We start from the raw sequence: 26825 nt of genomic DNA on the forward strand, positions 1-26825 counted from the left end.
TTACAGCGGCTCTTTAAAGTTTCATTCGCAAACATTTCCGCATTGCGGGAAAAGAGCCATATAAATCACATCACTGCTAACGCAAATACAACAGTTTTTAACGTGCTGAGTCTCAGGCGTCACGCCATCGTCGTCGGCCACAGGGCAGGTCACGACGCCTTGTTTCCTGCCGGTTCCTGTCGATAACGGTCTGCATGGCGGAATCCTGATATCTGTCAGGGCAATTCAGGAGAGGAAACGCACGAACCCACTGACTGGTTCACGTTCGGTTGTCAATTGATTGGCTGTCGCGCCCGGGTCGGCATAACCGAGCGACATGCCGCACACCACCATTTCCTCCTCGGTCAGCAGCAAGTGCTGCTTGATGATCGCGTGGAACTGCGTGAACGCGGCTTGCGGACAGGTATCGAGCCCGCGTGCGCGCGCTGCCACCATGATGCTTTGCAGGAACATGCCGTAATCGAGCCAGCTGCCCTGCTCCATGATCCGATCGATGGTGAAGATCAGGCCGACCGGCGCATCGAAGAAGCGGAAATTGCGGGCGTGCTGCTCGTGCATGCGCGCCTTGTCCTCGCGCTTGATCTCCAGCAGGCTGTACAGGTCCCAGCCCACCTTGCGGCGGCGCGACAGGTACGGGTCCACCCACTCGCGCGGATAGTAGGGATATTCCTCGCGGTACTTGGCGTCGCGGTCGGGGTCGTCGTAAGCGGCCAGCACATCCGCGCAGAAGCGCGCCTTGGCATCGCCCGCCAGCACGTAAACCTTCCAGGGCTGCGTATTCGTGCCCGACGGCGCCCGGCTGGCGACAGCAAGAATTTCCTCGATGGTTTCGCGCGGCACCGGTGTATCCAGGAACGCCCGAACCGAACGGCGTGTCGTGATGGCGCGATCAACAATCGCGGCGTCATCTGCTTGCGACATGCTCTGTGGTCTCCTCAAATCTTGTTCATTGTGGCTGGCCTACGACCAGCGCCTGCAATGCCTCGCGCAACGCCGGCGGCAACGCCACCGGCCTGCGCGTTTCGCGATCCACGTATACGTGCACGAAATGCCCCTGCGCCGCCGCCACATCCTCGTCGTTGCGGAACAGCCCCACTTCATAGCGCACGCTCGAATTACCCAGCTTCGCCACGCGCAGACCCGCCACGACCGTGTCGGGAAAGCTTAGCGACGAGAAGTAGTTGCACTGCGTTTCGATGACGAGGCCGATCGTGGCACCGGCTTCGATGTCGAGCACGCCTTCCCGGATCAGGTACGCATTCACGACGGTATCAAAGTAACTGTAGTAGACAACGTTGTTCACGTGGCCATACACATCGTTATCCATCCAACGCGTCGTGATGGGCTGAAAGTGCGCGTACGCACTACGGCGATCGGGTTCAGGCTTCATTGGAATCGGTTCAGGACAACATTGAGCGAAACGGGATCAGCGCCGCAGCAGCCACATGCGAGGACCGTATGAGCGCACGGTATGCCACAAGGTTCCAAATTTTTTACGATGCATCGAAGCCATCATGCGGCCGCCGCCGACATGGGCGACGAAAGGCCGGCATCCAGTGCGCCGTAACGGGTGTGACAGGCCGCCGCCAGTGCGACGGTTTGCGTGTGTACAGCCACGGTGTTTTCTATCTGGTTGCCATAGCCGCCCGCCATCGCCACGGCGATCGGCAGCCGGCGCGCCAGGGCAAAGTCGAAAACCATGCTGTCGCGCCGGGCCAGGCCTGCCATGGTCAGCCGCAGGCGCCCCAGCCGGTCGTCTTCATGCGGATCGGCGCCGGCGAGGTAGATCAGCAGGTCGGGAGCAAAGCGCGCCTGCAGTGATTCGAGCGCTCCGGCGAGCGCGGCGGCATAGGTGTCGTCGTCGCAGCCATCGGGCAACCCGACATCGAGGTCGCTGGCCTCCTTGCGGAACGGGTAGTTCCTCTCGCCATGGAGCGACAGCGTGAACACCGATGGGTCGTCGCGCAGGATCGAGGCCGTGCCGTTCCCCTGATGGACATCAAGATCGATCACCGCCACACGCCGCACCTGGCCATCGCGCTGCAACTGGCGCGCGGCGATGGCGGCGTCGTTGAACACGCAGAAGCCGCCGCCCTTGTCGGCGTAGGCGTGGTGCGTGCCGCCAGCCAGGTTGACCGCGATGCCCTGCGTCAGTGCGGTGCGGCACGCCGCGATCGTGGCGCCGGCGGACCGGCGCGAACGCTCCACCATTTCGTGCGACCAGGGGAAGCCAATCTCGCGCTGGCGTGCCGGGTCCAGCCGCCCCGCCGAAACATCGGCGATGTAGTCGGCCGAATGGGCCAGCGCCAACGCATCGTCGCCAGCACGCGGTGCTTCATGCAGTTGGAGCCCGGGCACCTCACGAACCACGGCATCGCGCAGCATGCCGTACTTGCGCATGGGAAAGCGATGCCCAGGGGGCAGCGGCAGGACGAAGTGGTCGGCGTAGAAGGCGAACATCGGGGCGCGTGGGGGGTCGGGGCGCTGGAAGCTTGGTCGGCAAGTGACGCGTTGCAGTCATTTCCCGACCGGACAGTCAGCGATGGTAGCACCGACTTCAGCACTGGACCCGTGGCGATGCCGCAAGGCGTGTGAAACACCCGTTTTTCTCGCATCGCACCACCTCCGCGACGCCCGCCCTAGATCGGGACAAACCCTTACCCATGGCGGGATAGTGGCCCGAAATGCCCTTCCGAAGGAAAATCCCCCGGTATTTTTGGTGCGCCGCACAAAAACCGCTTGACACCCAATTTGCCTTGCTTAGAATTGGAATTGTTGCGGCGCATCAAAGACCGAGAATCTCGGAAAACGCCGACGGACATACGAAGGTACGCTCGGGCTGGCCAGACACTGAAGTCATGGCCCTGACATCTGGGCGGCTTAATTTTAATTTTGCTTGACCTTGAAGTTCACCACTGGAGACCAGCAATGATCCTGACCCCGGAACAAGTTGCAGCTGCACAAAAAGCCAACCTCGAGACCCTGTTCGGTCTGACCTCGAAGGCCTTCGAAGGCGTCGAGAAGCTCGTTGAGCTGAACCTGCAAGTGGTCAAGGCCACGTTCGCCGAGAACGTCGACAACGCCAAGAAGGCCCTTGGCGCCAAGGATGCCCAGGAACTGCTGGCCATCCAGGCTGCCCTGGTGCAGCCGGTTGCCGAAAAGACCCTGGCCTACACCCGTCACCTGTACGAAATCGCTTCGGAAACCCAAAGCGAGTTCACGAAGGTTGCCGAAGCCCAGCTGGCCGAAGGCACGAAGAACGTGCAAGCCCTGGTCGACAACTTCGCCAAGAACGCCCCGGCCGGTTCGGAATCGACCGTGGCCATCGTGAAGTCGGCCATCTCGGCTGCCAACAACGCCTACGAGTCGGTCCAGAAGGCCACCAAGCAGGCTGTTGAAATGGCCGAAACCAACTTCCAGGCTGCTGCCACCGCCGCCACCAAGGCTGCCCAGCAAGCCAGCGCAACGGCCCGCACCGCCGCCAAGAAGTCGGCTGCTGCTGCCTAAGCACCGTAGTTCTCCAGCGTACCGGCTTCGGCCGGTCCGTTGGCAAAGCATCCTCGCCCTGCCCGCCAGGATGGGTGCTTTGCCAACGGCAAGCGTGGACAAGAGGCGGCACCATCGCCATCGTCCATCGCCCTGTACCGATGTCTCCTCGGTACCGATTCCAAAAGGTATCGTTCGGCCCGGCCCTGCAAGCAGGTTGCCGGGTTTTTTTCGCCCGCCTGCCGGCGCCGCATTTTCTTGGCGGTTAATTGAGTAATCCGCCAAAAAGAAACCCGCCGGACGGCGGGCTTCGTCGGTGTCGAGGAGGCCGATCAACGCTTGCGCGGCGGCGGCACGTCCGTGCAGACGCCTTCGTAGATCTCGGCGGCCATGCCGATCGACTCGCCCAACGTCGGGTGCGGGTGGATGGTCTTGCCGATATCCACGGCATCGGCGCCCATCTCGATGGCCAGGCACACTTCGCTGATCAGGTCGCCCGCATGGGTGCCGACGATACCGCCGCCGATAATGCGATGGGTTTCCTCGTCGAAAATCAGCTTGGTAAAGCCTTCGTCACGGCCATTGGCGATGGCGCGGCCCGAAGCGGCCCACGGGAACACGCCCTTGCCATACTTGATGCCCTGCGCCTTGCACTGGTCTTCGGTCAGGCCGGCCCATGCCACTTCCGGATCGGTGTAGGCCACCGACGGAATCTGCTTGACGTCGAAGTACGCCTTCTCGCCATGCGCGGCCTCGGCGGCCACGTGGGCTTCATGCACGGCCTTGTGCGCCAGCATCGGCTGGCCAACGATGTCGCCAATCGCGAAAATATGCGGCACGTTGGTGCGCAGCTGCTTGTCCACGTCGATGAAGCCACGGTCGGTCACGGCCACGCCGGCCTTCTCGGCGCCGATCTTCTTGCCGTTCGGCGTGCGGCCCACCGACACCAGCACGGCGTCGTAGCGAACCGGTTCGGCCGGGGCACCCTCGCCTTCGAACTTGACGTAGATGCCGTCCGGCTTGGCTTCCACGCCGACCGTCTTGGTCTTCAGCATCACGTTGTCGAAGCGATGCTTGTTCATCTTGTCCCAGACCTTGACCAGGTCGCGGTCCGCACCCTGCATCAGGCCATCGAGCATTTCCACCACGTCGATGCGCGCACCCAGCGTGCTGTAGACGGTGGCCATTTCCAGGCCGATGATGCCGCCGCCGATCACGAGCATCTTGTTCGGGATGTCGCGCAGTTCCAGCGCGCCGGTCGAATCGAAGATACGCGGATCTTCAGGGATGAACGGCAGCTTCACGGCCTGGCTGCCGGCCGCGATGATGGCCTTCTCGAACCGGATCACGGTCTTCTTGCCCGTGGTGGCCTTGGCATCACCTTCGGTTTCCTGCACTTCAAGGTGATGCGGGTCCAGGAACGTGCCGATACCGCGCACCACCTGTACCTTGCGCGACTTGGCCATGCCGGCCAGGCCGCCGGTCAGCTTGCTGACCACCGATTCCTTGTAATGACGCAGGCCGTCCAGGTCGATCTTGGCTTCGCCGAACAGGATGCCGTGCGCGGCCAGGGCCTTCGCCTCGTCGATCACCGCTGCGTTGTGCAGCAGTGCCTTCGACGGGATGCAGCCGACGTTCAGGCAGACGCCGCCCAGCGAGCCGTAACGCTCGACCAGCACCGTGTTCATGCCCAGATCGGCCGAACGGAAGGCGGCCGAGTAGCCGCCGGGGCCGGCGCCAAGCACCAGCATGTCGCACTGGATGTCGGCGCTGCCGCTGTGTTTGGCGGCCGTGGGGGCTGCCGCCGGCGCAACGGCCGCAGCCGGGGCCGGAGCAGCCGCCGGAGCAGGTGCCGCGGCGGGCGCCGGCGCCGGGGCGGCGGCCGCGCCGCCTTCCACCGTGCAGATCACCGTGCCTTTGGCCACCTTGTCGCCAACCTTCACCTTGACGTCCACCACCTTGCCGGTGGCCGACGACGGCACTTCCATGCTGGCCTTGTCGCTCTCGAGCACGATCAGCGACTGCTCTTCCTCGACCGTGTCGCCGGCCTTGACCAGCACCTCGATCACTTCCACCGCGTCGAAATCGCCGATATCCGGCACCTTGACTTCGATCACACTCATGCTTTTCCTCCTGGGATGCGCGCCCTGCCCGCTCCGGGTTCAGGCCGCGCCGTCTTTGTTGGTTTCCGCGCCGCCGGGCTGCTGGGGCGTCTCATGGGGTGCCGCAAGAATCTTCACCGTGTGCACGTCGATCGGGCCCGCCGAGCTCTTGTCGAATTCGATTCCCGCGTCGACCCCGATCCGCGCAATGTCGCCGGCGCCCATTTCGGGCCGGTCGTACACCGCGTGCATGGCCCCGAGCGCATAGTTGCGGCCCGAGCCAATGCCCCAGAAACGGTCGAACGAAAACACCTCGCGGTAGGAATAAACGCCAAAAATGCCGCCCGGATTCGCGATCAGGCAAACGATCTGCGATGACTCGTAGGGGTCGTCCTCGTCTTCCTTGGTGTTGATGAAGTACTCGTTCTTGAGCTTTTCATGCACCTTGAGGAAGGTTCGGAACACGTCGTCGCGGGTCATCAGGCGGCATTCGTCGCCCATGCCCGTCAACAGTGCGCGCATGACCGGGAAATGCGCGGTGGTGCCCGCCAGCGCGACGAAGCTCTCGCCCACGGGAATCACCTTCTGGTTGCGCTCGTAGGCACGCGACAGGCGCGTATCGCCGAACGTCACCAGCGCATCGGCCGCGATCGCCACCTCGTCACCCTTGCGTACGACAACGCAGGTAGTCATGGCTCGCCCCCCTTACTCGGCTATCCGCACACCGGCCCGGCCGGTGCGCGTTGCGGTTGCTTCAAGATGAAGCAAAATCTTTAGCCACCGCTTAGAGAAGAATGCGACGGAAGTCCGCCAGCAGCGCCGCAAAGTACGTATTGAAGCGCGCCGCCTCGGCGCCGTCGATCACGCGGTGGTCCCACGACAGCGACAGCGGCAGCGTCAGGCGCGGCGCGAACTGCTTGCCGTCCCAGACTGGCTTCATGTACGACTTGCAAACGCCCATGATGGCCACTTCCGGCGCATTGATGATCGGCGTGAAGTATGTGCCGCCAATGCCACCCAGCGACGAGATCGAGAAGCAGCCGCCCTGCATCTGGTCCGGCTTGAGCTTGCCGTCGCGCGCCAGCTTGGCCAGCTCGCCCATCTCCTGGCTGATCTCGATCACGCCCTTCTTGTCGGCGTCCTTGATCACCGGCACGACCAGGCCGTTCGGCGTGTCGGCGGCGAAACCGATGTTGAAGTACTTCTTCAGCACGAGGTTGTCGCCGTCCAGCGATGCATTGAAGTTCGGGAACTTCTTCAGCGCCGCCACGGTGGCCTTGATCATGAACGCGAGCATCGTGACCTTGATGCCGGCCTTCTCGTTTTCCTTGTTCAGCTGCACGCGGAACGCTTCCAGGTCGGTGATATCGGCCTCGTCGCAGTTCGTGACGTGGGGGATCATCACCCAGTTGCGGTGCAGGTTGGCGCCCGAGATCTTCTTGATGCGCGACAGCGGCTTCGATTCCACTTCGCCGAAGCGCGTGAAATCGACCTTCGGCCACGGCAGCAGGTCCAGGCCGACGCCCGACCCACCGCCGGCAGCGGCCGCCGGGGCAGCGGTCTGGCCCGACATCACGCCCTTGACGAAGTTCTGCACGTCCTGCTGGGTGATACGGCCCTTCGGACCCGAGCCCGGCACGCGCGCCACGTCCACACCCAGTTCACGTGCGAACTTGCGCACGGACGGGCTGGCGTGGGCGGCCTTGCCGGTCACGCCCTGGGCCGGCGCAGCGGCGGGAGCCGGGGCCGGGGCGGCGGCAGCCGGCGCGGGTGCCGGTGCAGCAGCAGCCGGGGCCGGGGCGGCAGCGGGGGCTGCTGCCGGAGCCGGGGCTGCGGCGGCGCCGCCAGCGGCTTCCAGGATCAGGATCAGCGTGCCCTGGGCCACGTTGTCGCCGACCTTGACCTTGACTTCCTTGACGGTGCCACCCTGCGGGGCCGGCACGTCCATCGTGGCCTTGTCGGACTCCAGCGTCACCAGCGCGTCTTCCGCGTTGATCTGGTCGCCCGGCTTCACGTGGACTTCGATGACGGGGACGGCGTCGTAGTCGCCGATGTCCGGCACCTTGACTTCTACCGTACCACCGCCAGCCGGCGCGGCTGCGGGGGCAGGCGCCTGTGCGGCGGGCGTCGGAGCCGCAGCAGCGGCGGCAGGTGCCGGTGCCGGGGCCGATGCGGCGGCCGGAGCCGGAGCGGCGGCGGCGCCGGCGCCGGCAGGCTCCAGCATGACCAGGACGCTGCCTTCGGCCACGTTGTCGCCCACCTTGATCTTGACTTCCTTGACCGTGCCGGCCTGCGGCGACGGCACGTCCATGGTGGCCTTGTCCGATTCCAGCGTGACCAGCGCGTCTTCCGCGTTGATCTGGTCGCCCGGCTTCACATGCACTTCGATGACGGGAACGGCGTCGTAGTCGCCGATGTCCGGCACCTTGATTTCAATCGCTTGACTCATTCAGTGTCTCTCCTGGGCAGCCGGCACCCTGGTTCGTTACGCTCAACACGACAAACGCAATCGGCGAGGTTACTCTCGCCGCACGCATCTGTCACGCTGCCGCGCATCACCTGCGCCGCCGGGCACCGCCGGGCCAGCCGGGGGCGCCCGCGGCGCGGCGGGTTGCCGCGCTGCGGGGGTTCAGTCGTGCAAGTCCGGGGAATCAGACCGACATCGGGTTCGGCTTGCTCGGGTCGAGGTTGTACTTCTTGATGGCTTCCGCCACCTTTTCGCGACCGATCGCACCTTCGTCGGCCAGCGCCTTCAGCGCGGCCACCGTCACCCAGTTGCGGTCCACTTCGAAGAAGTGACGCAGCTTCTCGCGGGTATCCGAGCGGCCGAAGCCGTCGGTGCCCAGCACCACGTAGCGGCGCGGCACGAACGGACGGATCTGCTCGGCGAACGCGCGGATGTAGTCGGTGGATGCGATGACCGGGCCACGCACACCCTTCAACTTCTGGGCCACGAACGACTCGCGCGGCGCTTCCGTCGGGTGCAGCAGGTTATGGCGCTCCACGGCCTGGCCTTCGCGGGCCAGTTCGGTGAAGCTCGGGCAGCTCCAGATATCCGATTCCACGCCCCAGTCCTTCTTGAGCATCTCGGCGGCGGCGATCACCTCGCGGAAGATCGTGCCCGAACCCAGCAGCTGCACGCGCGGCGCATTGCTGTTTTCCACGCCCTTGCGGAACTGGTACATGCCCTTGACGATGTCCTTTTCCACGCCAGCCGGCATTTCCGGATGTTCGTAGTTCTCGTTCATCACCGTCAGGTAGTAATACACGTCTTCCTGTTCGGCATACATGCGGCGCAGGCCGTCCTGCATGATCACGGCCAGCTCGTACTGGAACGTCGGGTCGTACGAGATGCAGTTCGGGATCACGGCGTGGAACACGTGCGAGTGGCCGTCCTCGTGCTGCAGGCCTTCGCCGTTCAGCGTGGTCCGGCCCGACGTGCCGCCCAGCAGGAAACCGCGCGAGCGCATGTCGGCAGCGGCCCAGCACAGGTCGCCGATACGCTGGATGCCGAACATCGAGTAGTAGATGTAGAACGGGATCATCTGCACGCCGTGCGTCGAATACGACGTGGCCGCGGCGATCCAGTCGCACATGGCGCCGGCTTCGTTGATGCCTTCCTGCAGCACCTGACCCGTCTGCGATTCCTTGTAGAACATCAGCTGGTCGTGATCTTCCGGCACGTACTTCTGGCCTTCCTGGTTCCAGATACCAACCTGGCGGAACAGGCCTTCCATGCCGAACGTGCGCGATTCGTCCGGCACGATGGGCACCACGTGGCGGCCGATCTGCTTGTCCTTGAGCAGCGTGTTCAGGATCCGCACGAAGGCCATCGTGGTGGACACTTCGCGGCCTTCGCCGGTGGCCTTCAGCAGCGCGTCGAACGCCGACAGCTCGGGCACCTTCAGCGCGTCGGCCTTCTGGCGGCGGGCCGGCAGGTAGCCGCCCAGGTTCATGCGCGCCTGGCGCATGTATTCCAGTTCCTTCGAGCCTTCCTCGAAGGTCAGGTACGGGACTTCTTCGAGCTTGTCGTCCGGCACCGGAATGTTGAACTGGTCGCGGAACGCGCGGATGGCGTCCACCGGCATCTTCTTCTGCTGGTGCGCCACGTTCATGGCCTGGCCGGCATCGCCCATGCCATAGCCCTTGATGGTCTTGGCCAGGATCAGCGTCGGCTGGCCCTTGTGCTCGCTGGCCGCCTTGTAGGCCGCGTACACCTTGTGCGGATCATGGCCGCCACGGTTCAGGCGCCAGATGTCATCGTCGGACCAGTCGGCCACCATGGCCTTCAGTTCCGGCGTGTTGAAGAAGTGCTCGCGCACGTAGGCGCCGTCCTTGGCCTTGAAGGTCTGGTACTCGCCGTCCACGCAGTCCATCATGCGCTTCATCAGCAGGCCCTTGGTGTCGCGCTGCAGCAGCTGGTCCCAGCGGCTGCCCCACACCACCTTGATCACGTTCCAGCCCGAACCGCGGAATTCCGATTCCAGTTCCTGGATGATCTTGCCGTTGCCGCGCACCGGGCCGTCCAGACGCTGCAGGTTGCAGTTGATCACGAAGACCAGGTTGTCCAGCTTCTCGCGGCCGGCCATGCCGATCGCGCCCAGCGATTCCGGCTCGTCGGTCTCGCCATCGCCCAGGAAGGCCCAGACCTTGCGGCCCTCGGTGTTCACCAGGCCACGGCTGCCCAGGTACTTCATGAAGCGGGCCTGGTAGATGGCCATGATCGGGCCAAGGCCCATCGACACGGTCGGGAACTGCCAGAAATCCGGCATCAGCCACGGGTGCGGGTACGACGAGATGCCCTTGCCGTCCACTTCCTGGCGGAAGTTGTCGAGCTGTTCGACCGTCAGGCGGCCCAGCAGGAAGGCGCGCGAGTACACGCCCGGAGCCGAGTGGCCCTGCACGAAGACCAGATCGCCGCCGCTCTGTTCCGACGGGGCGCGCCAGAAGTGGTTGTAGCCCACGTCATAGAGCGTGGCCGCCGAGGCGAACGACGAGATATGGCCGCCGACGTTGGTGTTCTTGTTGGCGCGCAGCACCATGGCCATCGCGTTCCAGCGCGTGTACGAGCGGATGCGGTGCTCGATGTCCTGGTCGCCTGGAATGCGTGCCTGCTGTTCCACCGGAATGGTGTTGATGTACGGCGTTTCGGCGTGGAACGGCTGCGTCACGCCGTTCACGCGTGCGTATTCGATCTGCTTGTCGATCAGGAAGGCGGCGCGGTCGGAGCCTTCCGCGTTCAGGACGCCCTGCAGGGCGTCAAGCCATTCATGCGTTTCCTGGGGATCTGCGTCGTTGGCGCTGCTGGCGCCGAGGATCTGCTCTGGTACAGCGGACATGACTGTCTCCTGGGTAAATTCCTGCCCCGGCGCCCGCCCGGTATGGCGGATCTCGGTTGGCCGGTCTGACGGTGTTGACGTCGCAGCGGAGCCCTTGCCTCGTGGCCCTGGCATCGGTTCAATGGCCAGGACCGGGATCTTTCGCATCGGGTCGCGTCGCCCGGATCCTCATCGGCTCAAGCACATGGCTCCGCCCGCATTGTTCGGTCGAAGCGATTCTATGGAAGCACAGCAACGGCTGACAAGCTAAATTTTCAGATTACGAAGTCATTTCTTATAATGTGAAATATTGCGGCAGTGCACCAGAAACCGCATGGCCAAGCCGGAAAACCGTCTGCGGATTTCCGAATCCGGCGGTGCCGGATAGGCGCTTTCCCCAAGCGACGCACCGCAATAAAGCCGATACACTGTTCGGCTGACCGTCAATCCCCTATGCAGTTCTTCGACCGAATCCTCTCTGGCCTGCGAATGGCCATCCTGCCACCGAATTCCGCCGGTACCGTCAGCGATTCCGCCCAGGGCGTTGCGCCCGGCGTGGCGCGCGCGGGCCATGGCGATTCGCATGTCGGTCACGACGACCATCCTGAACACGTCGATCACGCCGACGTCATGGAGCCGCTGGCCGCGCCGCCGCGCCGCCTGTGGATCATGCGCTGGCGCAATCTGGTGGCGACCAGCTGGTTCATGTTCATTCCGCTGGTGGCCATCGTGCTGTTTACCGTCGCGATGGGCGTCATCCTGTGGTCGCTGCACGAGACCGAGCGCCAGCAGCAGCGCGACTCGCTGTACCGCGATGCCGCCTGGGCCCAGCAGCGGGTTCGGCTATCCCTGCTGAGCAACCAGGACCAGATGGCCTCGCTGGCGCGCGACATCGCCGCCGCGCAGCTGGACCAGGGCGCCTACCGCACCGCCGCCCAGGAAATCCTGCGCGAAAACCCCGAAATCGTTTTCATCAACTGGCTCGACGCCACCAAGCGTGGCCGCTGGTCGCTGCCGTCGACGTCCGAATTCGCCGGACGGCTACGTGAAACCGTCGACCAGCCGCTGGAACCCGAGGTGCTGGACACCTTCGACGCCGCCCGCGAGACCCAGCGCGTGGTCTATTCCCGCCCGCTTACCAACGACCGCGGCGACAGCTTCATGCTGATGGAAGTGCCGATCGTGCGCGACAACGAGTTCCTGGGCACGCTCGGGGCGCTCTATTCGATCAACGGCATCCTGACCCACCTGCTGCCGCCCGAGCTGACCGAGCGGTACCGCTTTTCGCTGATCGACAAGAACAACCAGACGCGCGCCAGCACGTCGGTGCGCCCGGTGCCGGGCAATGCGCTGTCCTACGAGGTGCTGCTCGACCCGCCGGGCCATTCGCTGTCGCTGCGCGCCGATGCCTATCCGCCCCCATCGAACCTGCCCAACAACATGCTGTTGTGGCTGGTGGTGGGGCTGTCGTGCTTCCTGCTCTGGAGCCTCTGGAGCATGTGGCGGCACACCAGCCGGCGCTCCGAGGCGCAGCGCGCGCTGCTGGCCGAGACATCGTTCCGGCGCGCGATGGAAAACTCGATGCTGATCGGGCTGCGGGCGCTGGACCTGAACGGCCGCATCACCTACGTGAACCCGGCGTTCTGCCGCATGACCGGGTGGTCCGAGCCCGAACTGGTGGGCCGCATCCCGCCCTTCCCCTACTGGCCGCCCAACGACCAGCAGGAGATGCAGAAGCAGATCGACCTGACGCTGCAGGGCAAGTCGCCGGCCACCGGCTACGAAATGCGCGTGATGCGCCGCGACGGCAGCAGCTTCTTCGCGCGGATGTACGTGTCGCCGCTGGTGGACAGCCGCGGCCGCCATACGGGCTGGATGAGCTCGATGACGGACATCACCGAGCCCAAGCGCGCCCGCGAGGAACTGGCCGCCGCGCACGACCGCTTCACGACGGTGCTGGAAAGCCTGGACGCCGCGGTGTCGGTGCTGGCCACCGACAAGGCCGAACTGCTGTTCGCCAACCGCTATTACCGCCAGCTGTTCGGCTGGGAGGCAGAGGGGCACCTGAAACTGGCCGGCGACGACTTCGACAAGGAACAGATGTCGAGTGACAACACCGACTTCGTCGACGCCTATGCCGGCCTGCCCGCCTCGGAGCTGATGCCGTACGCGTCCGACGCCCGGGAAGTGTTCGTGCCGGACATGCAGAAATGGTTTGAAGTGCGCCGCCGCTATATCCAGTGGGTGGACGGCCACCTGGCGCAGATGCAGATCGCCACCGACATCACGGTCCGCAAGGCCGCCGAGGAAATGGCGCGCCAGCACGAGGAACGCCTGCAGTTCACCAGCCGCCTGACCACCATGGGCGAGATGGCGTCGTCGCTGGCGCACGAGCTGAACCAGCCGCTGGCCGCCATCAACAACTACTGCATGGGTGCCGTGGCGCGCCTGCATTCGGGCCGCAGCACGCCGGAAGACCTGATCCCGGTGCTGGAAAAGACGTCGGCCCAGGCCGTGCGGGCCGGCACCATCATCAGCCGCATCCGCGGCTTCGTGAAGCGCAGCCAGCCCCAGCGGCGCGAGGCCGCCCTGCACGACATCGTGGCCGACGCCGTGGGCTTGGCCGACCTGGAAGCCACGCGCCGCCGCGTGACCATCCTGACGCGCCTGCCCGCCCCGCCATTGATGCTGTATGTGGACCCGGTGCTGATCGAGCAGGTGCTGGTCAACCTGCTCAAGAACGCCGTGGAAGCCATGGCCGGCCTGCCGGCGATGCGCGCGGCCGGCGTGGTCAGGCTCCATGCGCGGGTCGAAAACGTCGAGTTCGGCCAATCGGTCTGCATCGACGTGATCGACCAGGGCCCGGGCGTGGACGAAGCCACCAAGGAACGGCTGTTCGAGCCGTTCTTCAGCACCAAATCGGACGGCATGGGCATGGGCCTGAACATCTGCCGGTCGATCATTGAATCCCACCAGGGCCGTCTGTGGGTGGAAAACAATGTGGACGGCATCGGTTGTACGTTTAAAATCACCCTGCCGCTGCAGCCCGCGCTACCCGAGCAATAACCTCGGGAGCGCCCCCGGGCATGCCGGACGACCCTCTGCCGCGGGGCATCGGGAGGCCGTCCGGACGATTTGCCTGGGGGTGTTGCGCGCCGCCGCATGCAGTTACACTTCGTTGCAAACGACTTTGCCCCAGGAGACTTCATGACCGCAACGCCCAGCCCAACGCCGCATCGTGGCGAGACCGTCTTCATCGTCGACGACGATGAAGCGATGCGCGACTCGCTGACCTGGCTGCTAGAGGGCAACGGCTACCAGGTGCGCAGCTTCAACAGCGCCGAGCAGTTCCTGTCCGCCTACGACACCGGTTCGGTGGCCTGCCTGATCCTGGACGTGCGCATGCCCGGCATGAGCGGTCCGGAGCTGCAGGAACGCATGATCGCCGAGAACATCGACATCCCGATCGTCTTCATTACCGGCCATGGCGATGTGCCGATGGCGGTGTCGACGATGAAGCGCGGCGCGATCGACTTCATCGAAAAGCCGTTCGATGAGTCCGAACTGCGCGCGCTGGTGGAACGGATGCTGCAGAAGGCCCGCACCGACCATTCCGCCGCCCGCGAACAGCGCGCCGCCAAGGACCTGCTGTCCAAGCTGACCACGCGCGAGCAGCAGGTGCTGGAACGCATCGTGGCCGGCCGCCTGAACAAGCAGATCGCCGACGACCTGGGCATTTCCATCAAGACCGTGGAGGCGCACCGCGCCAACATCATGGAAAAGCTCAACGTCAACACGGTGGCCGACCTGCTGCGACTGGCCCTGTCGCGCAACAGCTGATCGGGCAACATCCCCGACGCGCCGGCTGCCCGTGCATTGCCACACCACGGCCGGCGCCGACCCTGCTGGGTCCGGCCCAGCCCGGTCCGCCCCCTACTTTCCCTCCAGGTATTCCGCGTCGGTGAACGTCACCACCCATTGCGGGCGGTAGATGACGAAGATGGCCACCAGCATGCCGGTCAGGAAGGCCTCGCCGAAGGCGATGATCACCACGCCGGTCAGCCAGTCGCCCACGGTCAGCCCGGCCTCTCCCCCGTGTCCGGCCAGCATGAGCCAGGCCAGCCGCAGCACCCCCGCCACGATGGCCGCCACCAGCGCGGCAAAATACCCGTGGCCCAGGATGAAGATGAACAGGTGCCGCGGCAGCCAGTGCCGCAAAGTGGCCTGCAGGCCGGCCGTGACCAGCGCAGGCACCGCCGCCATCCAGATAAAGCGCGGCGCCAGCGAGACCCAGTGGATGTCCTGCCACGCCTGCCCGGCCAGGTAGGCAAGCCCGATCAGCGAGATCACGTTGGCGATGGCCAGTGTCACCAGCGCCATCGGCAGGCCGAACATCGTCACGGCCAGCGTCGCGCCCATCAACTGGATCACCACCCCGCCGCCCAGTGTGGCCCGCGCCGTCCAGAGCAGCGCCAGGAACACCAGCGTCCCGAGCCAGGCATGCTGGATCGGCTCGCGGCGCAGCACCAGCCACGGCCGCTGCGAGATCGCCCAGACCAGCACTGCCACGGCCAGGGTCGGTAGCGGCCAGGTCGCCAGCAGTTCCGGAATTGAAGAATCGTCTATGTCCATCGGCGGATGCTAGCAGTCGCCAGCCTGTCTCCGCTTGCATCCGGTCAAGGCGGCGCCGAATCGTGCCAAGCCTTTATAATCCGGGTTTTGCACGCGCCCGCCCTGCAGCGTGGCGCGCGGCGCCTTCTTCTCAGCCTTTCCAGTCACGTACGCCCATGTCCGCCCAATTGATCGACGGTAACGCCCTTGCCAAACAAATCCGTGCCGAAGCCGCCCAGCGCGCCGCCCGCCTGACCGCCGCCGGCCACCAGCCCGGGCTCGCCGTGGTGCTGGTGGGCGAGGATCCCGCCAGCCAGGTCTATGTGCGCAACAAGGTCAAGGCCTGCGAGGACAACGGTTTCTACTCGTCGCTGGACCGCTATCCGGCCGACCTGTCCGAAGCCGACCTGCTGGCCCGCATCGACGCGCTGAACAACGACCCGAAGATCCACGGCATCCTGGTGCAGCTGCCGCTGCCCAAGCATATCGACAGCCACAAGGTGCTCGAAGCCATTGCCCCCGAAAAGGACGTGGACGGCTTTCACGTGGCCAACGCCGGCGCGCTGATGACCGGCGCCCCGCTGTTCCGCCCGTGCACGCCTTACGGCTGCATGAAGATGCTGGAATCGATCCAGTACCCGCTGCGCGGCGCCCGTGCCGTGGTGGTGGGCGCCTCGAACATCGTGGGCAAGCCGATGGCGATGCTGCTGCTGCAGGCCGGTGCAACCGTGACGATCTGCAACAGCAAGACGCGCGACCTGACGGCGCACACCCGTGACGCCGACGTCATCGTGGCCGCCGTGGGCCGCCGCAACATCATCACCGCCAACATGGTCAAGCCGGGCGCCGTGGTCATCGACGTGGGCATGAACCGCGACGATGCCGGCAAGCTGTGCGGCGACGTGGACTTTGCCGGCGTGCGCGAGGTAGCCGGCCACATCACGCCCGTGCCGGGTGGCGTTGGCCCGATGACGATCACGATGCTGCTGATCAACACGCTGGAAGCGGCCGAGCGCCGGGCTGGCCTGGCCTGACGAATGATCGGGATGGGTCCCGATGGCGCGCGCGCCGCGCCTCAATCATCCTGATAGCAAAGTCGTACTGGATATTTGGCCCTAAAGGCCTCATCTTGCACAGGTAATCGTGCCGCCATGCCCGCATGGCATTTTTCGACGGCGGCACGCCAACCGGGAATTGTCATGACTGATACCACCGACCGCGCCAACAACCCGTTGCTGGACTTCGCGGACCTGCCGCGCTTTGCCGAGATCCGCCCCGAGCACATCGGCCCAGCGCTGGATGTGCTGCTGGCGCAGGCCGAGGCGGCCGTCGCGCGCGCCGAGGCTCCGGAGACGCCGGCTTCGTGGAAAACCGCCGTCGAGGCACTGGAAACCGCCACCGAACCGCTGGGCCGTGCCTGGGGCGTGGTGGGCCACCTGAGCGCCGTCGCCGATACGCCCGAGTTGCGCAAGGCTCACTCGGACAACCTGCCGCGCATGACCGAATTCTGGTCGTCGCTGGGTCAGAGCCTGGCCCTGTACGAGAAATACAAGGCCGTGGCGGCCGGCCCGGAATTCGGCGGGCTGTCGCCGGCCCGCAAGCAACTGCTCGAAAACGAGCTGCGCGGTTTCCGCCTGGGTGGCGCCGAGCTGCCCGAAGACCAGAAGCCGCGCTTTGCCGAGATCCAGGAGCAGCAGGCCCAGCTGTCGAAGGCATTTTCGGATCACGTGCTCGATGCCACGAACGCCTATGCGCTCTACGTCGACGACGAGAAGCGCCTGGCTGGCATCCCGGCCGACGCGCAGGAAGCCGCAAGGCTGGCCGCCGAAAAGGATGGCAAGCCCGGCTGGAAATTCACGCTGCACTTCCCGTCGTACTTCCCGGTGCTCCAGTACGCCGATGACCGCGCGCTGCGCCAGACCATGTACCAGGCCAGCGTCACGCGCGCCTCGGAACTGGGCCCGCAGTACAACAACGGCCAGCCCGACTGGGACAACACGTCGAATATGCGCGAGCAGCTGACGCTGCGCCGCGAAGAGGCGCGGATGCTCGGCTACAACAACTACGGCGAAGTCTCGCTGGTGCCGAAAATGGCCGAAACGCCGGCCGACGTGCTGAAGTTCCTGGACGAACTGGCCGTCCGCGCCCGCCGCTTCGCCGAAGCCGACTGGAAGGAACTGCGCGAGTTCGCGGCCGCCGAACTGGGCCTGGACACGATCGAGCCGTGGGACGTGGCCTATGCGTCGGAAAAGCTGCGCCAGAAGCGCTATGCGTTCTCCGACGACGAGGTCAAGCAGTACTTCCAGGAGCCGCAGGTGCTGAAAGGCCTGTTCGGCGTGGTCGAGAAGCTGTTCTCGGTGAAGATCGAGCCGGACACCGCCCAGACCTGGCACAAGGATGTGCGCTTCTTCCGCGTGGTGTCGCCCCAGGGCGCGCTGCTGGCCCAGTTCTACATCGACCTCTACGCGCGCGAAGGCAAGCGCGGCGGCGCCTGGATGGACGACGCCCGCGGCCGCAAGGAGCGCGACAACGGCACCGTGCAGACGCCGGTGGCCTACCTGACCTGCAACTTCACGGCGCCCGTGGGTGGCAAGCCGGCGCAGTTCACGCATGACGAGGTCATCACGCTGTTCCACGAGTTCGGACACGGCCTGCACCACATGCTCACGCAGGTGGGCGACCTGGGCGTCTCGGGCATCAACGGCGTGGAATGGGATGCCGTGGAACTGCCGTCGCAGTTCATGGAGAACTTCTGCTGGGAATACGAGGTGCTGTCGACGATGACGGCCCACGTGGATTCCGGCGCCCCGCTGCCGCGCGCGCTGTTCGACCGCATGCTGGCGGCCAGGAACTTCCAGAACGGCATGATGACGCTGCGCCAGATCGTGCTCTCGTCGTTCGACATGCACCTGCATACCGACTACGACCCGCAGGGCGACGTGTCGGTGCTGGAACTGTCGCGCCAGATCAACGACGCGAAGCACGTGGTGCCGCAGTCGCCGCTGTCGCGCTGGCCGAACACGTTCAGCCATATCTTCGCGGGCGGCTACGCGGCGGGATACTACAGCTACAAGTGGGCCGAAGTGCTGTCGGCCGACGTGTACGCGGCCTTCGAGGAAGCCGCCAAGCTGTCGGGCAGCGTGCTGGATGCGGCAACCGGCGCGCGTTACCGGCAGGAGATCCTGTCGGTGGGCGGCAGCCGCCCGGCCATGGAATCGTTCGTGGCTTTCCGCGGCCGCACCCCGCAGATCGACGCGCTGCTGCGGCACGGCGGGATGGCCGACACGGCGGCAGTGGCGGCCTGATCGCGTCGCCCCGACCAGGCGCCCCGGCTCATGGACATTCCTTTCCCGATCCGCAAGGAATGTCCGCCGGGCGCCTGCGTCTGCAACCGCGAGGCGCTGCTGGAAAATCCGCAGGCCGACCGGCGCATTCTGCAGCTCACGCAGCAGGAAGAAAAGAAACTCGTAGAACGACTAGAAAACATCGCCACGCTGGCCGAACTGAACCGCATGCAGGAACGGATGCACGCGCTGCTGGGCATCACGATCACGATCACGCCCAGCGACAACGTGGTGCGCACCACGCGCGGCTTCCGCATCGAACTGGCCGACCAGCCCGGCCTGTGCCGCAAGACCCGGCAGGCGATTCCCGCCGCCATCCGGCGCAGCATGGAAGCCCATCCCGACATCGCATTCGAAATCCTCGACCAGCGCGATCTGCTGGGCGGCAGCCGCAACCTTTTTGGCGAAAGTGCCAACCCCGAAGAATAACGACATATGAGAATCGCGAGCTGGAACGTCAATTCCCTGAAGGTCCGTCTGCCTCAGGTACTGCAATGGCTGGCCGCGCAGGACGCCGCGGGCACCCCTGTCGACGCGCTGTGCCTGCAGGAACTGAAGCTGCCCGACGACAAGTATCCGCTGGCCGAACTGGAAGCCGCCGGCTTCCACAGCATTTTCACGGGCCAGAAGACGTACAACGGCGTGGCGATCGTGGCGCGCGACGGCGCCATGCCGGCGCCGACCGACGTGGTGCGCAACATCCCCGGCTATGAAGACGCCCAGCAGCGCGTGGTGGCCGGCACCTACGGCGACGTGCGGCTGATCAGCGCCTATTTCCCGAATGGCCAGGCGCTGGATTCCGACAAATTCGTCTACAAGCTCGACTGGCTGCGCGCCATGACCGACTGGCTGCGCGCCGAAATGATCAAGTATCCGAAGCTGGCGCTGCTGGGCGATTTCAACATCGCCCCGGAAGACCGCGACGTGCACGACCCGGCCAAGTGGGAAGGCCAGAACCTGGTGTCGCCGCAGGAACGCGATGCGTTCAAGGCGCTCGTGGCAATGGGTCTGGTCGATTCATTCCGCATGTTCGAGCAGCCCGAGAAAACGTTCTCGTGGTGGGACTACCGCATGATGGGCTTCCGCCGCAACGCGGGCCTGCGCATCGACCACATCCTGCTGACGCCGGCGCTGGCCGAACGCTGCACGACCTGCCTGATCGACAAGGAACCGCGCCGCTGGGACCAGCCGTCGGACCACACCCCGGTCGTGGCCTCGCTCAAGCTCGACTGAGCCGATGAGCGCCACCGCCCGCGCCAACACCCCGACCCTGCAGCGCTGGTTTCCGTGGCTGCGACGCGTCACCCCGCTGACGCTGCGCGCGGACGTCATCGCCGGCCTGCTCGGTGCGGTGCTGGTCTTGCCGCAGGGCGTGGCCTTTGCGACGCTGGCGGGGCTGCCGCCGCAATATGGCATCTACACGGCTGTGATTCCGTGCATTGTGGCGGCGCTGTTCGGGTCGAGCTGGCATGTGATGTCCGGGCCGACCAATGCCAATTCGCTGGCGCTGTTCGCCATGCTGAGCCCGGTGGCCTTCGCGGGCAGCCCGGACTATATCGCGCTGGCCCTTGCCGTGACGATGCTGGTGGGCCTGCTGCAACTGGCGGTCGGCGCGCTGCGGCTGGGCTCGCTCGCCAACTTCATTTCGCCATCGGTATTGCTCGGCTTCACCTGCGGCGCGGCCACGCTGATTGGCCTTTACGCGCTCAAGGACCTGTTCGGCCTGGCAGTGCCCACGGGCACCAGCGCGTTCGGCGTGGTGCGTTTCCTGTTCGAGAACCTCGACACCGTCAATGGCAGCGCGCTGATCGTCGGTGCCGTGACGCTGGTGGTCACCATCGCCCTCAAGCGGGTGTCGCGGCGGCTGCCGTTCATGCTGCTGGGCCTGCTGGCGGGCTACTGCGTGGCGATGATGCTGAACCATAGCGGCTGGGGCGGCGCCCAGCATGTGAACGTTGTGGGCCCGATTCCGTCGGCCATTCCTCCCTTCCATGTGCCCGACATCAACTGGCGCACGGTGCCCGACTTGCTCGGCATCGCCGCCGCGCTGACCATTGTGGCGCTGGGGCAGTCGATCTCGATCGCCAAGGCCGTGGCGCTGAGGTCCGGGCAGCATGTCGACGCCAATCGCGAGTTCATCGGCCAGGGTCTGTCGAACATCGCCGGCGGGCTGTTTTCGGGCTATATCTCGTGCGGATCGCTGAACCGCTCGATGCCGAACTTCGAGGCTGGCGCGCAGACGCCGCTGGCCAGCGTTTTTTCGGCCTTGCTGCTCGTGGTGCTGGTCACCGTCAGCGCCCCGCTGCTGGCCCAGATGCCGCTGGCCGCCATCGCGGCCATGCTGATGCTGGTGGCCTGGGGCCTGTTCGATTTCCAGCGGATGCGCCGCATCGCACAGCTTTCCCGGACGGAATTCGCCATCGCGGTGGGCACGTTCGCCGCCACACTGGTGATCCGGCTGGAAATGGCCGTATTGCTAGGTACGATGCTGTCGCTGGTGGCCTATCTCTATCGCACGTCGCGCCCCGCCGTACGCAGCCTGGTGCCCGACGCGGACGACCCGGGCCGGCGCTTCACGCCGCTGGACGAACTGCGACGCCCGCAGCCCGAATGCCCGCAGTTGAAGCTGCTGCGCATGGAAGGCGCAATCTACTTCGGCGCGGTGCAATACGTGACCGATCGCCTGCACTGGCTGCGCACCGTCGATGCCGACCAGAAGCACCTGCTGGCGATGACCAAGAGCATGAACTTTATCGACCTGGCTGGCGCCGAGATGTGGGAGGCCGAACTGAGCGAACGCCGCGCGGCCGGCGGCGATCTCTACTTCCATCGCCCGCGTACGCAGGTGCTCGAAACGTGGAAGCAGACCGGATTCACCGCCAAGCTGGGCAACGACCATATCTTCCCGACCAAGCGGCAGGCACTTCACACGATCATCGCGCGGCTATCGCCCGAAATCTGCGCGCAATGCCAGGCGCGCATTTTCGAGGAATGCGCAGCACGGCCGGGCGGCCCGGCAAGCCAGCCGGAACAGGACGCCACAGTTCAGGCCGCGCCACGGCATGGCACGGCACTGGACACGACGCATCCTGCCTGAATGGCAATGCAGACAACCAGACTTTGAAAAAACTGCTGAGAACTACTCGAAAGGCGCCCTGAACCTTCTGGCGTCTGGCGCGCCGGCCGGCCTGCGGTGAAGCAGGGCCGAAGCCGGCGGGCGGAGGGTTGCTACCGTCGGCCGGCCTTCAGACCGGCGCCACGTGCGCCCGCTTGACCACGACCGGCTGGGGGACACCCTGCTCGATCAGTACCACGGCCGCGCGTTCGATCGTGTCACGACCGGCGCGGAACGCCTCTTCCAGCGACAGCACCTGGTCGGCACTGAACCCTTCCCAGAGTGCTTCGCGTGTTACCACGCATGTCACTTGCTCACCATCGACAAGCGCGTGGAACAGCAAACCCTCGTTGTTGATGTCGTAGCGGTCTTGCTCCTGGAATTTGATTTCCATCATCACAGCCCTCCATATGCAAGTGGAAAAGAATCCTAACATGGCTTTGCGGAAATCGTCTTCGATCCCCTGCGCGCCATCAGCAGAATAAGATTCGTCCCAATGACTAGCGGCGGGCACGGCAAGTTCCGTCACTTGTCGAATGTTCTGCATCGGACGCCACCGCAACCGCGCAGCATGCCATGCATGTGTGTCAGCGCGATGTGCCGATCGTTCCGCCGATGGTTCAGCCGGTCGTTCGACCGATCGATCCGCTCACGCGGCGGCTTGCAGCGCGCATGCCTGCGGGCCTCGGAGCGATTTATGCGCGGCACGCATCTAGCGTTTGACAAAGCTGAAAATGCTGCTAGAATCTCGGTCTTCGTCGGGGCGTTAGCTCAGTTGGTAGAGCAGCGGACTCTTAATCCGTAGGTCGAGTGTTCGAGTCACTCACGCCCCACCAGACAAAAGAAAGGCCGGAAGCAGCGATGCTTCCGGCCTTTTGCTTTCTGGCGATCCCGCTATGTACGGCCGGACCGCTCATGCGGTCCGATCATCAAAGCTTCCAACGCTGCCGCATCAAACCCTGGCACTCTCGAACAGCGCGCGCGCCAGCCGGCGATGATCGGCCAGCACGTTCGGCAGATCGACCGTGCGCAACTGGCCATCGCGCACCACCACGCGGCCGTTGATGATGCTGGTCGACACATTGGCCGGCGTACAGAACACCAGCGCCGCCACCGGGTCGTGGCCCCCGCCGGCAAAGCCGACGGCGGACATGTCGAACGATACGATATCGGCCGACATGCCCGGCACCAGCGCGCCGATATCGTCGCGGTTCAGCACCCGGGCACCGCCGAGCGTGGCAATCTCCAGCGCCTCGCGCGCGCTCATGGCCGCCGGACCGAAACCCACGCGCTGCAGCAGCATGGCCTGGCGCGCCTCGCCCAGCATGTGCGCGCCGTCGTTCGACGCGCTGCCATCGACACCCAGCCCAACCGGCACGCCTGCATCGCGCATGTGGCGAATTGGCGCGATGCCCGACGCCAGCCGCATGTTCGAGCACGGGCAATGCGCGACGCCCGTACCGGTGCGCGCGAACAGCGCCACGCCCTCGTCATCGAGCTTCACGCAGTGCGCGTGCCAGACATCGCGACCCACCCAACCCAGGTCCTCGGCGTATTGCGCCGGCGTCATGCCGAACTTCTCGCGGGAGTATGCGATGTCGTTGTCGTTCTCGGCCAGGTGCGTGTGCAGCGACACGCCATAGTGGCGCGCCATCGTGGCCGATTCGCGCATCAGGTCGCGCGACACCGAGAACGGCGAGCACGGCGCCAGCACCACGCGCAGCATCGCGTGGCGCGAGGCATCGTGGTACTGCTCCACCAGTCGCTGGCTGTCGCGCAGGATGTCGGCCTCACGCTCGACCACCACGTCGGGCGGCAGGCCGCCCTGGCTGCGCCCCACGCTCATCGAGCCGCGCGCGGCGTGAAAGCGCATGCCGATCTGCCGCGCCGCATCGATCGAATCGTCGAGCCTGGCGCCGTTCGGATACAGGTACAGGTGGTCGCTGGTGGTCGTGCAGCCGGACAGCATCAGCTCTGCCATCGCCGTCTGCGTGGACACGCGGATCATCTCGGGCGTCAGGTGCGACCAGATCATGTACAGGTTGGTCAGCCAGCCAAACAGCTCGGCGTCCTGCGCGGCCGGCACGGCACGCGTCAGGCTCTGGTACATGTGATGGTGCGTATTGACCAGACCGGGCATCACCACATGGCCGCGCATATTCACCACCTCGGCGCTGCCATCGTCGATTTTGCGACGGTAGGTCTCGGGCAGATCGGCGGTGGGACCCACCCATTCGATGGCAGGGCCGTTGGCGACGAGGGCACCGTCCGCGATCTCGCGGCGCTGGGCGTCCATGGTGACCAGTACGTCGGCGTGCTGGAGGATCAGGGTCATGGCAGTCGTGTATCCGGATGAAGTATGCCCCGGAGTCTACGCACCGCCGGCTAGCACCCCCAAGCGCAGAATTTCGTGCGGGGTGTCCACAAAATGTGGACAGACAGCGATCGAGGCGACTAGCGGAACAGGCCGGCCAGGGTCTGGGCCATGGCATCGGCCATCGATCCGGCGGCCGGTGACAGCGGGCTGCGGCCACGCGCCACGAGCCGCAACGTCTGGCGCTGCAGGCCGCTGTCGCGCAACGGCACGAACACCACTGATCCGCGCGCCCGCTCCTCCATCACATCGAGCGGATTCAGCAGCGCCACGCCGGCGCCCGTGGCCACCAGGCGCTGGATCAGCACCACCGAGGTGGATTCCACCACCGGCATCAACTCGATCGACTGGCGGGCAAACGCATCGTCGACCAGTGCGCGGATGGACAGCGACGGCGCCGGCAGGATCAGCGGGTACCCCGCGCATTCGGCCAGCGTGGCCGACGTTTGCGCGGCCAGCGGATGGCCCGGCGCCACCACGGCACCGATCGACCAGTCGCGACTGGCCACCACGCGAAACGCCGCCACTTCCGGCAGGTCGTAGCCAAGCCCCAGATCGGCATCGCCCTGTTCCACCGCCGTAACAATGCCGCTGACCGGCAGGTCGGCCACGCGGACGACGATGCCCGGCTGATGCTGACGAAAGTCATGCACCAGCGACGGCATCAGTGCGCCAGCCAGGCCCGATGTGGTGGCAACCGTCACCATGCCACGCCGCGCGCCCTTGATCTCGGCCACGCGCGCCTGCAGTGCCGCATGTTCGCGCAGCGTCTGCCGGACATGGGCGAGCACGGCCTCGCCCAGCGGCGTCAGATGCAGGCGCTTGTGGATGCGGTCGAACAGCGGCGCGCCAAGCTCGGCTTCCAGTTCAAGGATCTGGCGATTGATTGCCGTGGGCGCCACGTGAAGGGTTTCCGCCGCGCGCCGGATCGAACCACGGCGAACAACTTCGTCAAGATAGCGGAGGACACGTGCGTGCATGGCGGAAGGACGGAAAAGGGTCGGCTCAGGAATCTGCGCATTGTAAGGCGCAGCAATTTCTTCAAAAAACTCTTCGAAGGGGCTTGCGCGATACAAAGTCGCTTGCTACAATCTTTTTCTTCGTTGGGGCGTTAGCTCAGTTGGTAGAGCAGCGGACTCTTAATCCGTAGGTCGAGTGTTCGAGTCACTCACGCCCCACCAGCGAATTCCAGAAAAGCCCGAGGCTACCCGCTTCGGGCTTTTTGCTTTCCGGCCCACTGCTTTTCCGGCCCTGCTTTTCCGGCCCTGCTTTCCGGCCCCCTGCTTTCCGGTCAGAGCGGTGCAAGCCCCCTTCCCCACGTCGCGGCGCCGGTGGTCCGATCTCCACGGGTTCCCCCCTATATCCCGGCCCTCGCCTTTCGCGGTTGAATGCTCTTCGCCGCATATCACGGAACGTAGTTCCGTATTGCGGAACCCGAGTCCGTATCCGGGCAATACAAGCAATATGTTGGGAGGCATCTCTTGAAAGCTGTTCTGAAAGTGGGCGCCGCGGGCGCCCTCGCCGCATTGGGCCTGGTCGCAACCGCCGCGCAGGCGCAGTCGTATCCGACCAAGCCGATCCGCCTGATCGTGCCGTTCGCAGCGGGCGGCACCACCGATATCGTTGGCCGCGCCGTGTCCGACGCGCTGGGCCGCGAACTGGGTCAGCCGGTGGTGGTGGAGAACCGCGGCGGCGGCGGCGGCGCGATCGGCGCCGACGCGCTGGCCAAGTCCGCACCGGACGGCTACACGCTGGGCATCGCCACCGTAAGCACGATGGCCACCAACCCGGCCACGAACGCCAAGAACCCCTACGATCCGATCAAGGATTTCGCGCCGATCACGAACCTCGTGAACGTGCCGAACGTACTGACGGTGAACCCGAAGGTGCCGGCGAAGAACCTCAAGGAATTCGTCGCCCTGCTCAAGTCGAACCCTGGCAAGTACAGCTATGCGTCGGCCGGCAAGGGCAGCATCTCGCATCTGGACGGCGAACTGTTCAAGTACATCACCAAGACCGACATGGTCCACATCCCCTATCGTGGATCGGGCCCGGCATTGAATGACACGCTGGCCGGCCAGGTGAACGCCCAGTTCGACAACCTGCCGTCGTCGATGCCCTTCATCCAGAGCGACAAGCTGCGTGCGCTGGCCGTGGCCGCGCCCAAGCGCGTGGAAGGCCTGCCCAATGTGCCGACCTTCGCCGAGGAAGGCATGAAGGACATGAACAACATGGCCTGGTACGGCCTGGTGGCCCCGGCAGGCACGCCGGCAGCGATCGTCGCCAAGGTGCACGATGCCGCGGTCAAGGCACTGCAGGACCCGAACGTGAAGAAGCGCCTGCACGACGCCGGCGCCTATCCCGATGGCAATACGCAGCAGCAATATGCCGCGCAGATCAAGCGCGAACTGGAACTGCGCAAGAAGATTGCGACCGACCAGAACATCACGCTCGAATGACCGCCTGATGATGGCA

20 protein-coding genes and 2 tRNA genes are annotated in these 26825 nt (G+C 65.2%); 11 read left to right on the top strand and 11 right to left on the bottom strand.

All coding sequences use genetic code 11. From position 1 onward, the window contains the following. Positions 1-225: 225 nt before the first annotated feature. The 3 genes from BLQ58_RS07335 to BLQ58_RS07345 form a co-directional block, all read right to left on the bottom strand. The gene (locus BLQ58_RS07335; protein ID WP_029051245.1) at positions 226-921 is read right to left on the bottom strand and encodes a nitroreductase; all 696 of its coding nucleotides are present in this window, start codon (positions 919-921) and stop codon (positions 226-228) included. A gap of 25 nt (positions 922-946) precedes the next feature. After that, positions 947-1390 carry an acyl-CoA thioesterase gene (locus BLQ58_RS07340; RefSeq protein WP_029051244.1) on the bottom strand — a complete coding sequence of 148 codons (444 nt, stop codon included), beginning with the start codon at positions 1388-1390 and terminating at the stop codon, positions 947-949. 122 nt (positions 1391-1512) lie between these two features. Continuing rightward, positions 1513-2460 carry a histone deacetylase family protein gene (locus BLQ58_RS07345; protein WP_049815906.1) on the bottom strand — a complete coding sequence of 316 codons (948 nt, stop codon included), beginning with the start codon at positions 2458-2460 and terminating at the stop codon, positions 1513-1515. A gap of 468 nt (positions 2461-2928) precedes the next feature. On the opposite strand from BLQ58_RS07345, the gene phaP1 reads away from it, so the two are divergent. Further along, the gene (phaP1, locus tag BLQ58_RS07350) at positions 2929-3507 is read left to right on the top strand and encodes a TIGR01841 family phasin PhaP1 (RefSeq protein WP_029051242.1); all 579 of its coding nucleotides are present in this window, start codon (positions 2929-2931) and stop codon (positions 3505-3507) included. A 311-nt stretch (positions 3508-3818) separates the two neighbouring features. Here the strand turns inward: phaP1 and lpdA are convergent, their stop codons facing one another. The 4 genes from lpdA to aceE form a co-directional block, all read right to left on the bottom strand. After that, positions 3819-5609 (bottom strand): dihydrolipoyl dehydrogenase, encoded by a 1791-nt coding sequence (gene lpdA / locus BLQ58_RS07355; RefSeq protein ID WP_029051241.1) that lies wholly within the window; start codon positions 5607-5609, stop codon positions 3819-3821. 39 nt (positions 5610-5648) lie between these two features. Beyond that, a complete protein-coding gene (locus tag BLQ58_RS07360; protein WP_029051240.1) occupies positions 5649-6281 on the bottom strand; it encodes an Ntn hydrolase family protein in 633 nt (210 codons plus the stop codon). A 91-nt stretch (positions 6282-6372) separates the two neighbouring features. Continuing rightward, entirely contained in the window at positions 6373-8037 is a 1665-nt protein-coding gene (aceF, locus tag BLQ58_RS07365; protein WP_029051239.1) for a dihydrolipoyllysine-residue acetyltransferase, read from the bottom strand. A 202-nt stretch (positions 8038-8239) separates the two neighbouring features. Continuing rightward, the gene (gene aceE / locus BLQ58_RS07370) at positions 8240-10927 is read right to left on the bottom strand and encodes a pyruvate dehydrogenase (acetyl-transferring), homodimeric type (RefSeq protein WP_092595817.1); all 2688 of its coding nucleotides are present in this window, start codon (positions 10925-10927) and stop codon (positions 8240-8242) included. 432 nt (positions 10928-11359) lie between these two features. Here aceE and BLQ58_RS07375 point away from each other — a divergent pair, with 432 nt between their 5' ends. Together BLQ58_RS07375 and BLQ58_RS07380 are read left to right on the top strand one after the other, a co-directional pair. Then, complete coding sequence (locus BLQ58_RS07375; protein ID WP_092595819.1) at positions 11360-13972, top strand: PAS domain S-box protein; 2613 nt, start codon at positions 11360-11362, stop codon at positions 13970-13972. Between the two features lie 141 nt (positions 13973-14113). Next, positions 14114-14746, top strand: coding sequence for a response regulator transcription factor (locus BLQ58_RS07380; protein ID WP_092595821.1), 633 nt, complete (start codon positions 14114-14116; stop codon positions 14744-14746). A 93-nt stretch (positions 14747-14839) separates the two neighbouring features. Here BLQ58_RS07380 and BLQ58_RS07385 read toward each other — a convergent pair whose 3' ends face one another. Beyond that, entirely contained in the window at positions 14840-15538 is a 699-nt protein-coding gene (locus BLQ58_RS07385) for a hypothetical protein (RefSeq protein ID WP_092595823.1), read from the bottom strand. 155 nt (positions 15539-15693) lie between these two features. Here BLQ58_RS07385 and folD point away from each other — a divergent pair, with 155 nt between their 5' ends. The 5 genes from folD (at position 15694) to BLQ58_RS07410 (ending at position 21958) form a co-directional block, all read left to right on the top strand. After that, positions 15694-16551 carry a bifunctional methylenetetrahydrofolate dehydrogenase/methenyltetrahydrofolate cyclohydrolase FolD gene (gene folD / locus BLQ58_RS07390; RefSeq protein WP_092595825.1) on the top strand — a complete coding sequence of 286 codons (858 nt, stop codon included), beginning with the start codon at positions 15694-15696 and terminating at the stop codon, positions 16549-16551. A 165-nt stretch (positions 16552-16716) separates the two neighbouring features. Next, the gene (locus BLQ58_RS07395; protein ID WP_092595827.1) at positions 16717-18822 is read left to right on the top strand and encodes a M3 family metallopeptidase; all 2106 of its coding nucleotides are present in this window, start codon (positions 16717-16719) and stop codon (positions 18820-18822) included. A gap of 30 nt (positions 18823-18852) precedes the next feature. Next, a complete protein-coding gene (locus tag BLQ58_RS07400; protein ID WP_092595829.1) occupies positions 18853-19290 on the top strand; it encodes a hypothetical protein in 438 nt (145 codons plus the stop codon). A gap of 6 nt (positions 19291-19296) precedes the next feature. Continuing rightward, positions 19297-20094 (top strand): exodeoxyribonuclease III, encoded by a 798-nt coding sequence (gene xth, locus BLQ58_RS07405; protein ID WP_092595831.1) that lies wholly within the window; start codon positions 19297-19299, stop codon positions 20092-20094. A gap of 4 nt (positions 20095-20098) precedes the next feature. After that, positions 20099-21958: a SulP family inorganic anion transporter gene (locus BLQ58_RS07410; protein WP_254775834.1), complete on the top strand. Its 1860-nt coding sequence runs from the start codon at positions 20099-20101 to the stop codon at positions 21956-21958. A 148-nt stretch (positions 21959-22106) separates the two neighbouring features. On the opposite strand, the gene BLQ58_RS07415 is transcribed toward BLQ58_RS07410, so the two are convergent. Next, on the bottom strand, positions 22107-22370 hold the full coding sequence (locus BLQ58_RS07415) for a DUF1488 family protein (protein ID WP_066738920.1): 264 nt from the start codon (positions 22368-22370) through the stop codon (positions 22107-22109). Between the two features lie 366 nt (positions 22371-22736). Here BLQ58_RS07415 and BLQ58_RS07420 point away from each other — a divergent pair. After that, positions 22737-22812 (top strand) — tRNA-Lys (locus BLQ58_RS07420). Positions 22813-22928: 116 nt separating this feature from the next. On the opposite strand, the gene BLQ58_RS07425 is transcribed toward BLQ58_RS07420, so the two are convergent. Next, positions 22929-24311 (bottom strand): 8-oxoguanine deaminase, encoded by a 1383-nt coding sequence (locus tag BLQ58_RS07425; protein ID WP_092595833.1) that lies wholly within the window; start codon positions 24309-24311, stop codon positions 22929-22931. 119 nt (positions 24312-24430) lie between these two features. Continuing rightward, a complete protein-coding gene (locus BLQ58_RS07430) occupies positions 24431-25330 on the bottom strand; it encodes a LysR family transcriptional regulator (protein WP_092595835.1) in 900 nt (299 codons plus the stop codon). 125 nt (positions 25331-25455) lie between these two features. On the opposite strand from BLQ58_RS07430, the gene BLQ58_RS07435 reads away from it, so the two are divergent. Next, positions 25456-25531, top strand: a tRNA-Lys gene (locus BLQ58_RS07435). 300 nt (positions 25532-25831) lie between these two features. Continuing rightward, the gene (locus BLQ58_RS07440) at positions 25832-26809 is read left to right on the top strand and encodes a tripartite tricarboxylate transporter substrate binding protein BugE (protein ID WP_092595837.1); all 978 of its coding nucleotides are present in this window, start codon (positions 25832-25834) and stop codon (positions 26807-26809) included. Positions 26810-26825 lie beyond the last annotated feature (16 nt).

Origin of the sequence: Ralstonia sp. 25mfcol4.1 (assembly GCF_900104095.1) — a bacterium.
GTDB lineage: Bacteria > Pseudomonadota > Gammaproteobacteria > Burkholderiales > Burkholderiaceae > Cupriavidus.

Excerpts from the sequence above, each read along its gene's own strand:
- folD (WP_092595825.1), top strand. The coding sequence starts at position 15,694 with ATGTCCGCCCAATTGATCGACGGTAACGCCCTTGCCAAACAAATCCGT.
- BLQ58_RS07385 (WP_092595823.1), bottom strand. The coding sequence starts at position 15,538 with ATGGACATAGACGATTCTTCAATTCCGGAACTGCTGGCGACCTGGCCG.
- xth (WP_092595831.1), top strand. The coding sequence starts at position 19,297 with ATGAGAATCGCGAGCTGGAACGTCAATTCCCTGAAGGTCCGTCTGCCT.
- BLQ58_RS07425 (WP_092595833.1), bottom strand. The coding sequence starts at position 24,311 with ATGACCCTGATCCTCCAGCACGCCGACGTACTGGTCACCATGGACGCC.
- BLQ58_RS07345 (WP_049815906.1), bottom strand. The coding sequence starts at position 2,460 with ATGTTCGCCTTCTACGCCGACCACTTCGTCCTGCCGCTGCCCCCTGGG.
- BLQ58_RS07410 (WP_254775834.1), top strand. The coding sequence starts at position 20,099 with ATGAGCGCCACCGCCCGCGCCAACACCCCGACCCTGCAGCGCTGGTTT.
- BLQ58_RS07400 (WP_092595829.1), top strand. The coding sequence starts at position 18,853 with ATGGACATTCCTTTCCCGATCCGCAAGGAATGTCCGCCGGGCGCCTGC.
- BLQ58_RS07340 (WP_029051244.1), bottom strand. The coding sequence starts at position 1,390 with ATGAAGCCTGAACCCGATCGCCGTAGTGCGTACGCGCACTTTCAGCCC.
- BLQ58_RS07395 (WP_092595827.1), top strand. The coding sequence starts at position 16,717 with ATGACTGATACCACCGACCGCGCCAACAACCCGTTGCTGGACTTCGCG.
- BLQ58_RS07415 (WP_066738920.1), bottom strand. The coding sequence starts at position 22,370 with ATGGAAATCAAATTCCAGGAGCAAGACCGCTACGACATCAACAACGAG.
- lpdA (WP_029051241.1), bottom strand. The coding sequence starts at position 5,609 with ATGAGTGTGATCGAAGTCAAGGTGCCGGATATCGGCGATTTCGACGCG.
- aceE (WP_092595817.1), bottom strand. The coding sequence starts at position 10,927 with ATGTCCGCTGTACCAGAGCAGATCCTCGGCGCCAGCAGCGCCAACGAC.
- BLQ58_RS07375 (WP_092595819.1), top strand. The coding sequence starts at position 11,360 with ATGCAGTTCTTCGACCGAATCCTCTCTGGCCTGCGAATGGCCATCCTG.
- BLQ58_RS07430 (WP_092595835.1), bottom strand. The coding sequence starts at position 25,330 with ATGCACGCACGTGTCCTCCGCTATCTTGACGAAGTTGTTCGCCGTGGT.
- aceF (WP_029051239.1), bottom strand. The coding sequence starts at position 8,037 with ATGAGTCAAGCGATTGAAATCAAGGTGCCGGACATCGGCGACTACGAC.
- BLQ58_RS07380 (WP_092595821.1), top strand. The coding sequence starts at position 14,114 with ATGACCGCAACGCCCAGCCCAACGCCGCATCGTGGCGAGACCGTCTTC.
- phaP1 (WP_029051242.1), top strand. The coding sequence starts at position 2,929 with ATGATCCTGACCCCGGAACAAGTTGCAGCTGCACAAAAAGCCAACCTC.
- BLQ58_RS07335 (WP_029051245.1), bottom strand. The coding sequence starts at position 921 with ATGTCGCAAGCAGATGACGCCGCGATTGTTGATCGCGCCATCACGACA.
- BLQ58_RS07360 (WP_029051240.1), bottom strand. The coding sequence starts at position 6,281 with ATGACTACCTGCGTTGTCGTACGCAAGGGTGACGAGGTGGCGATCGCG.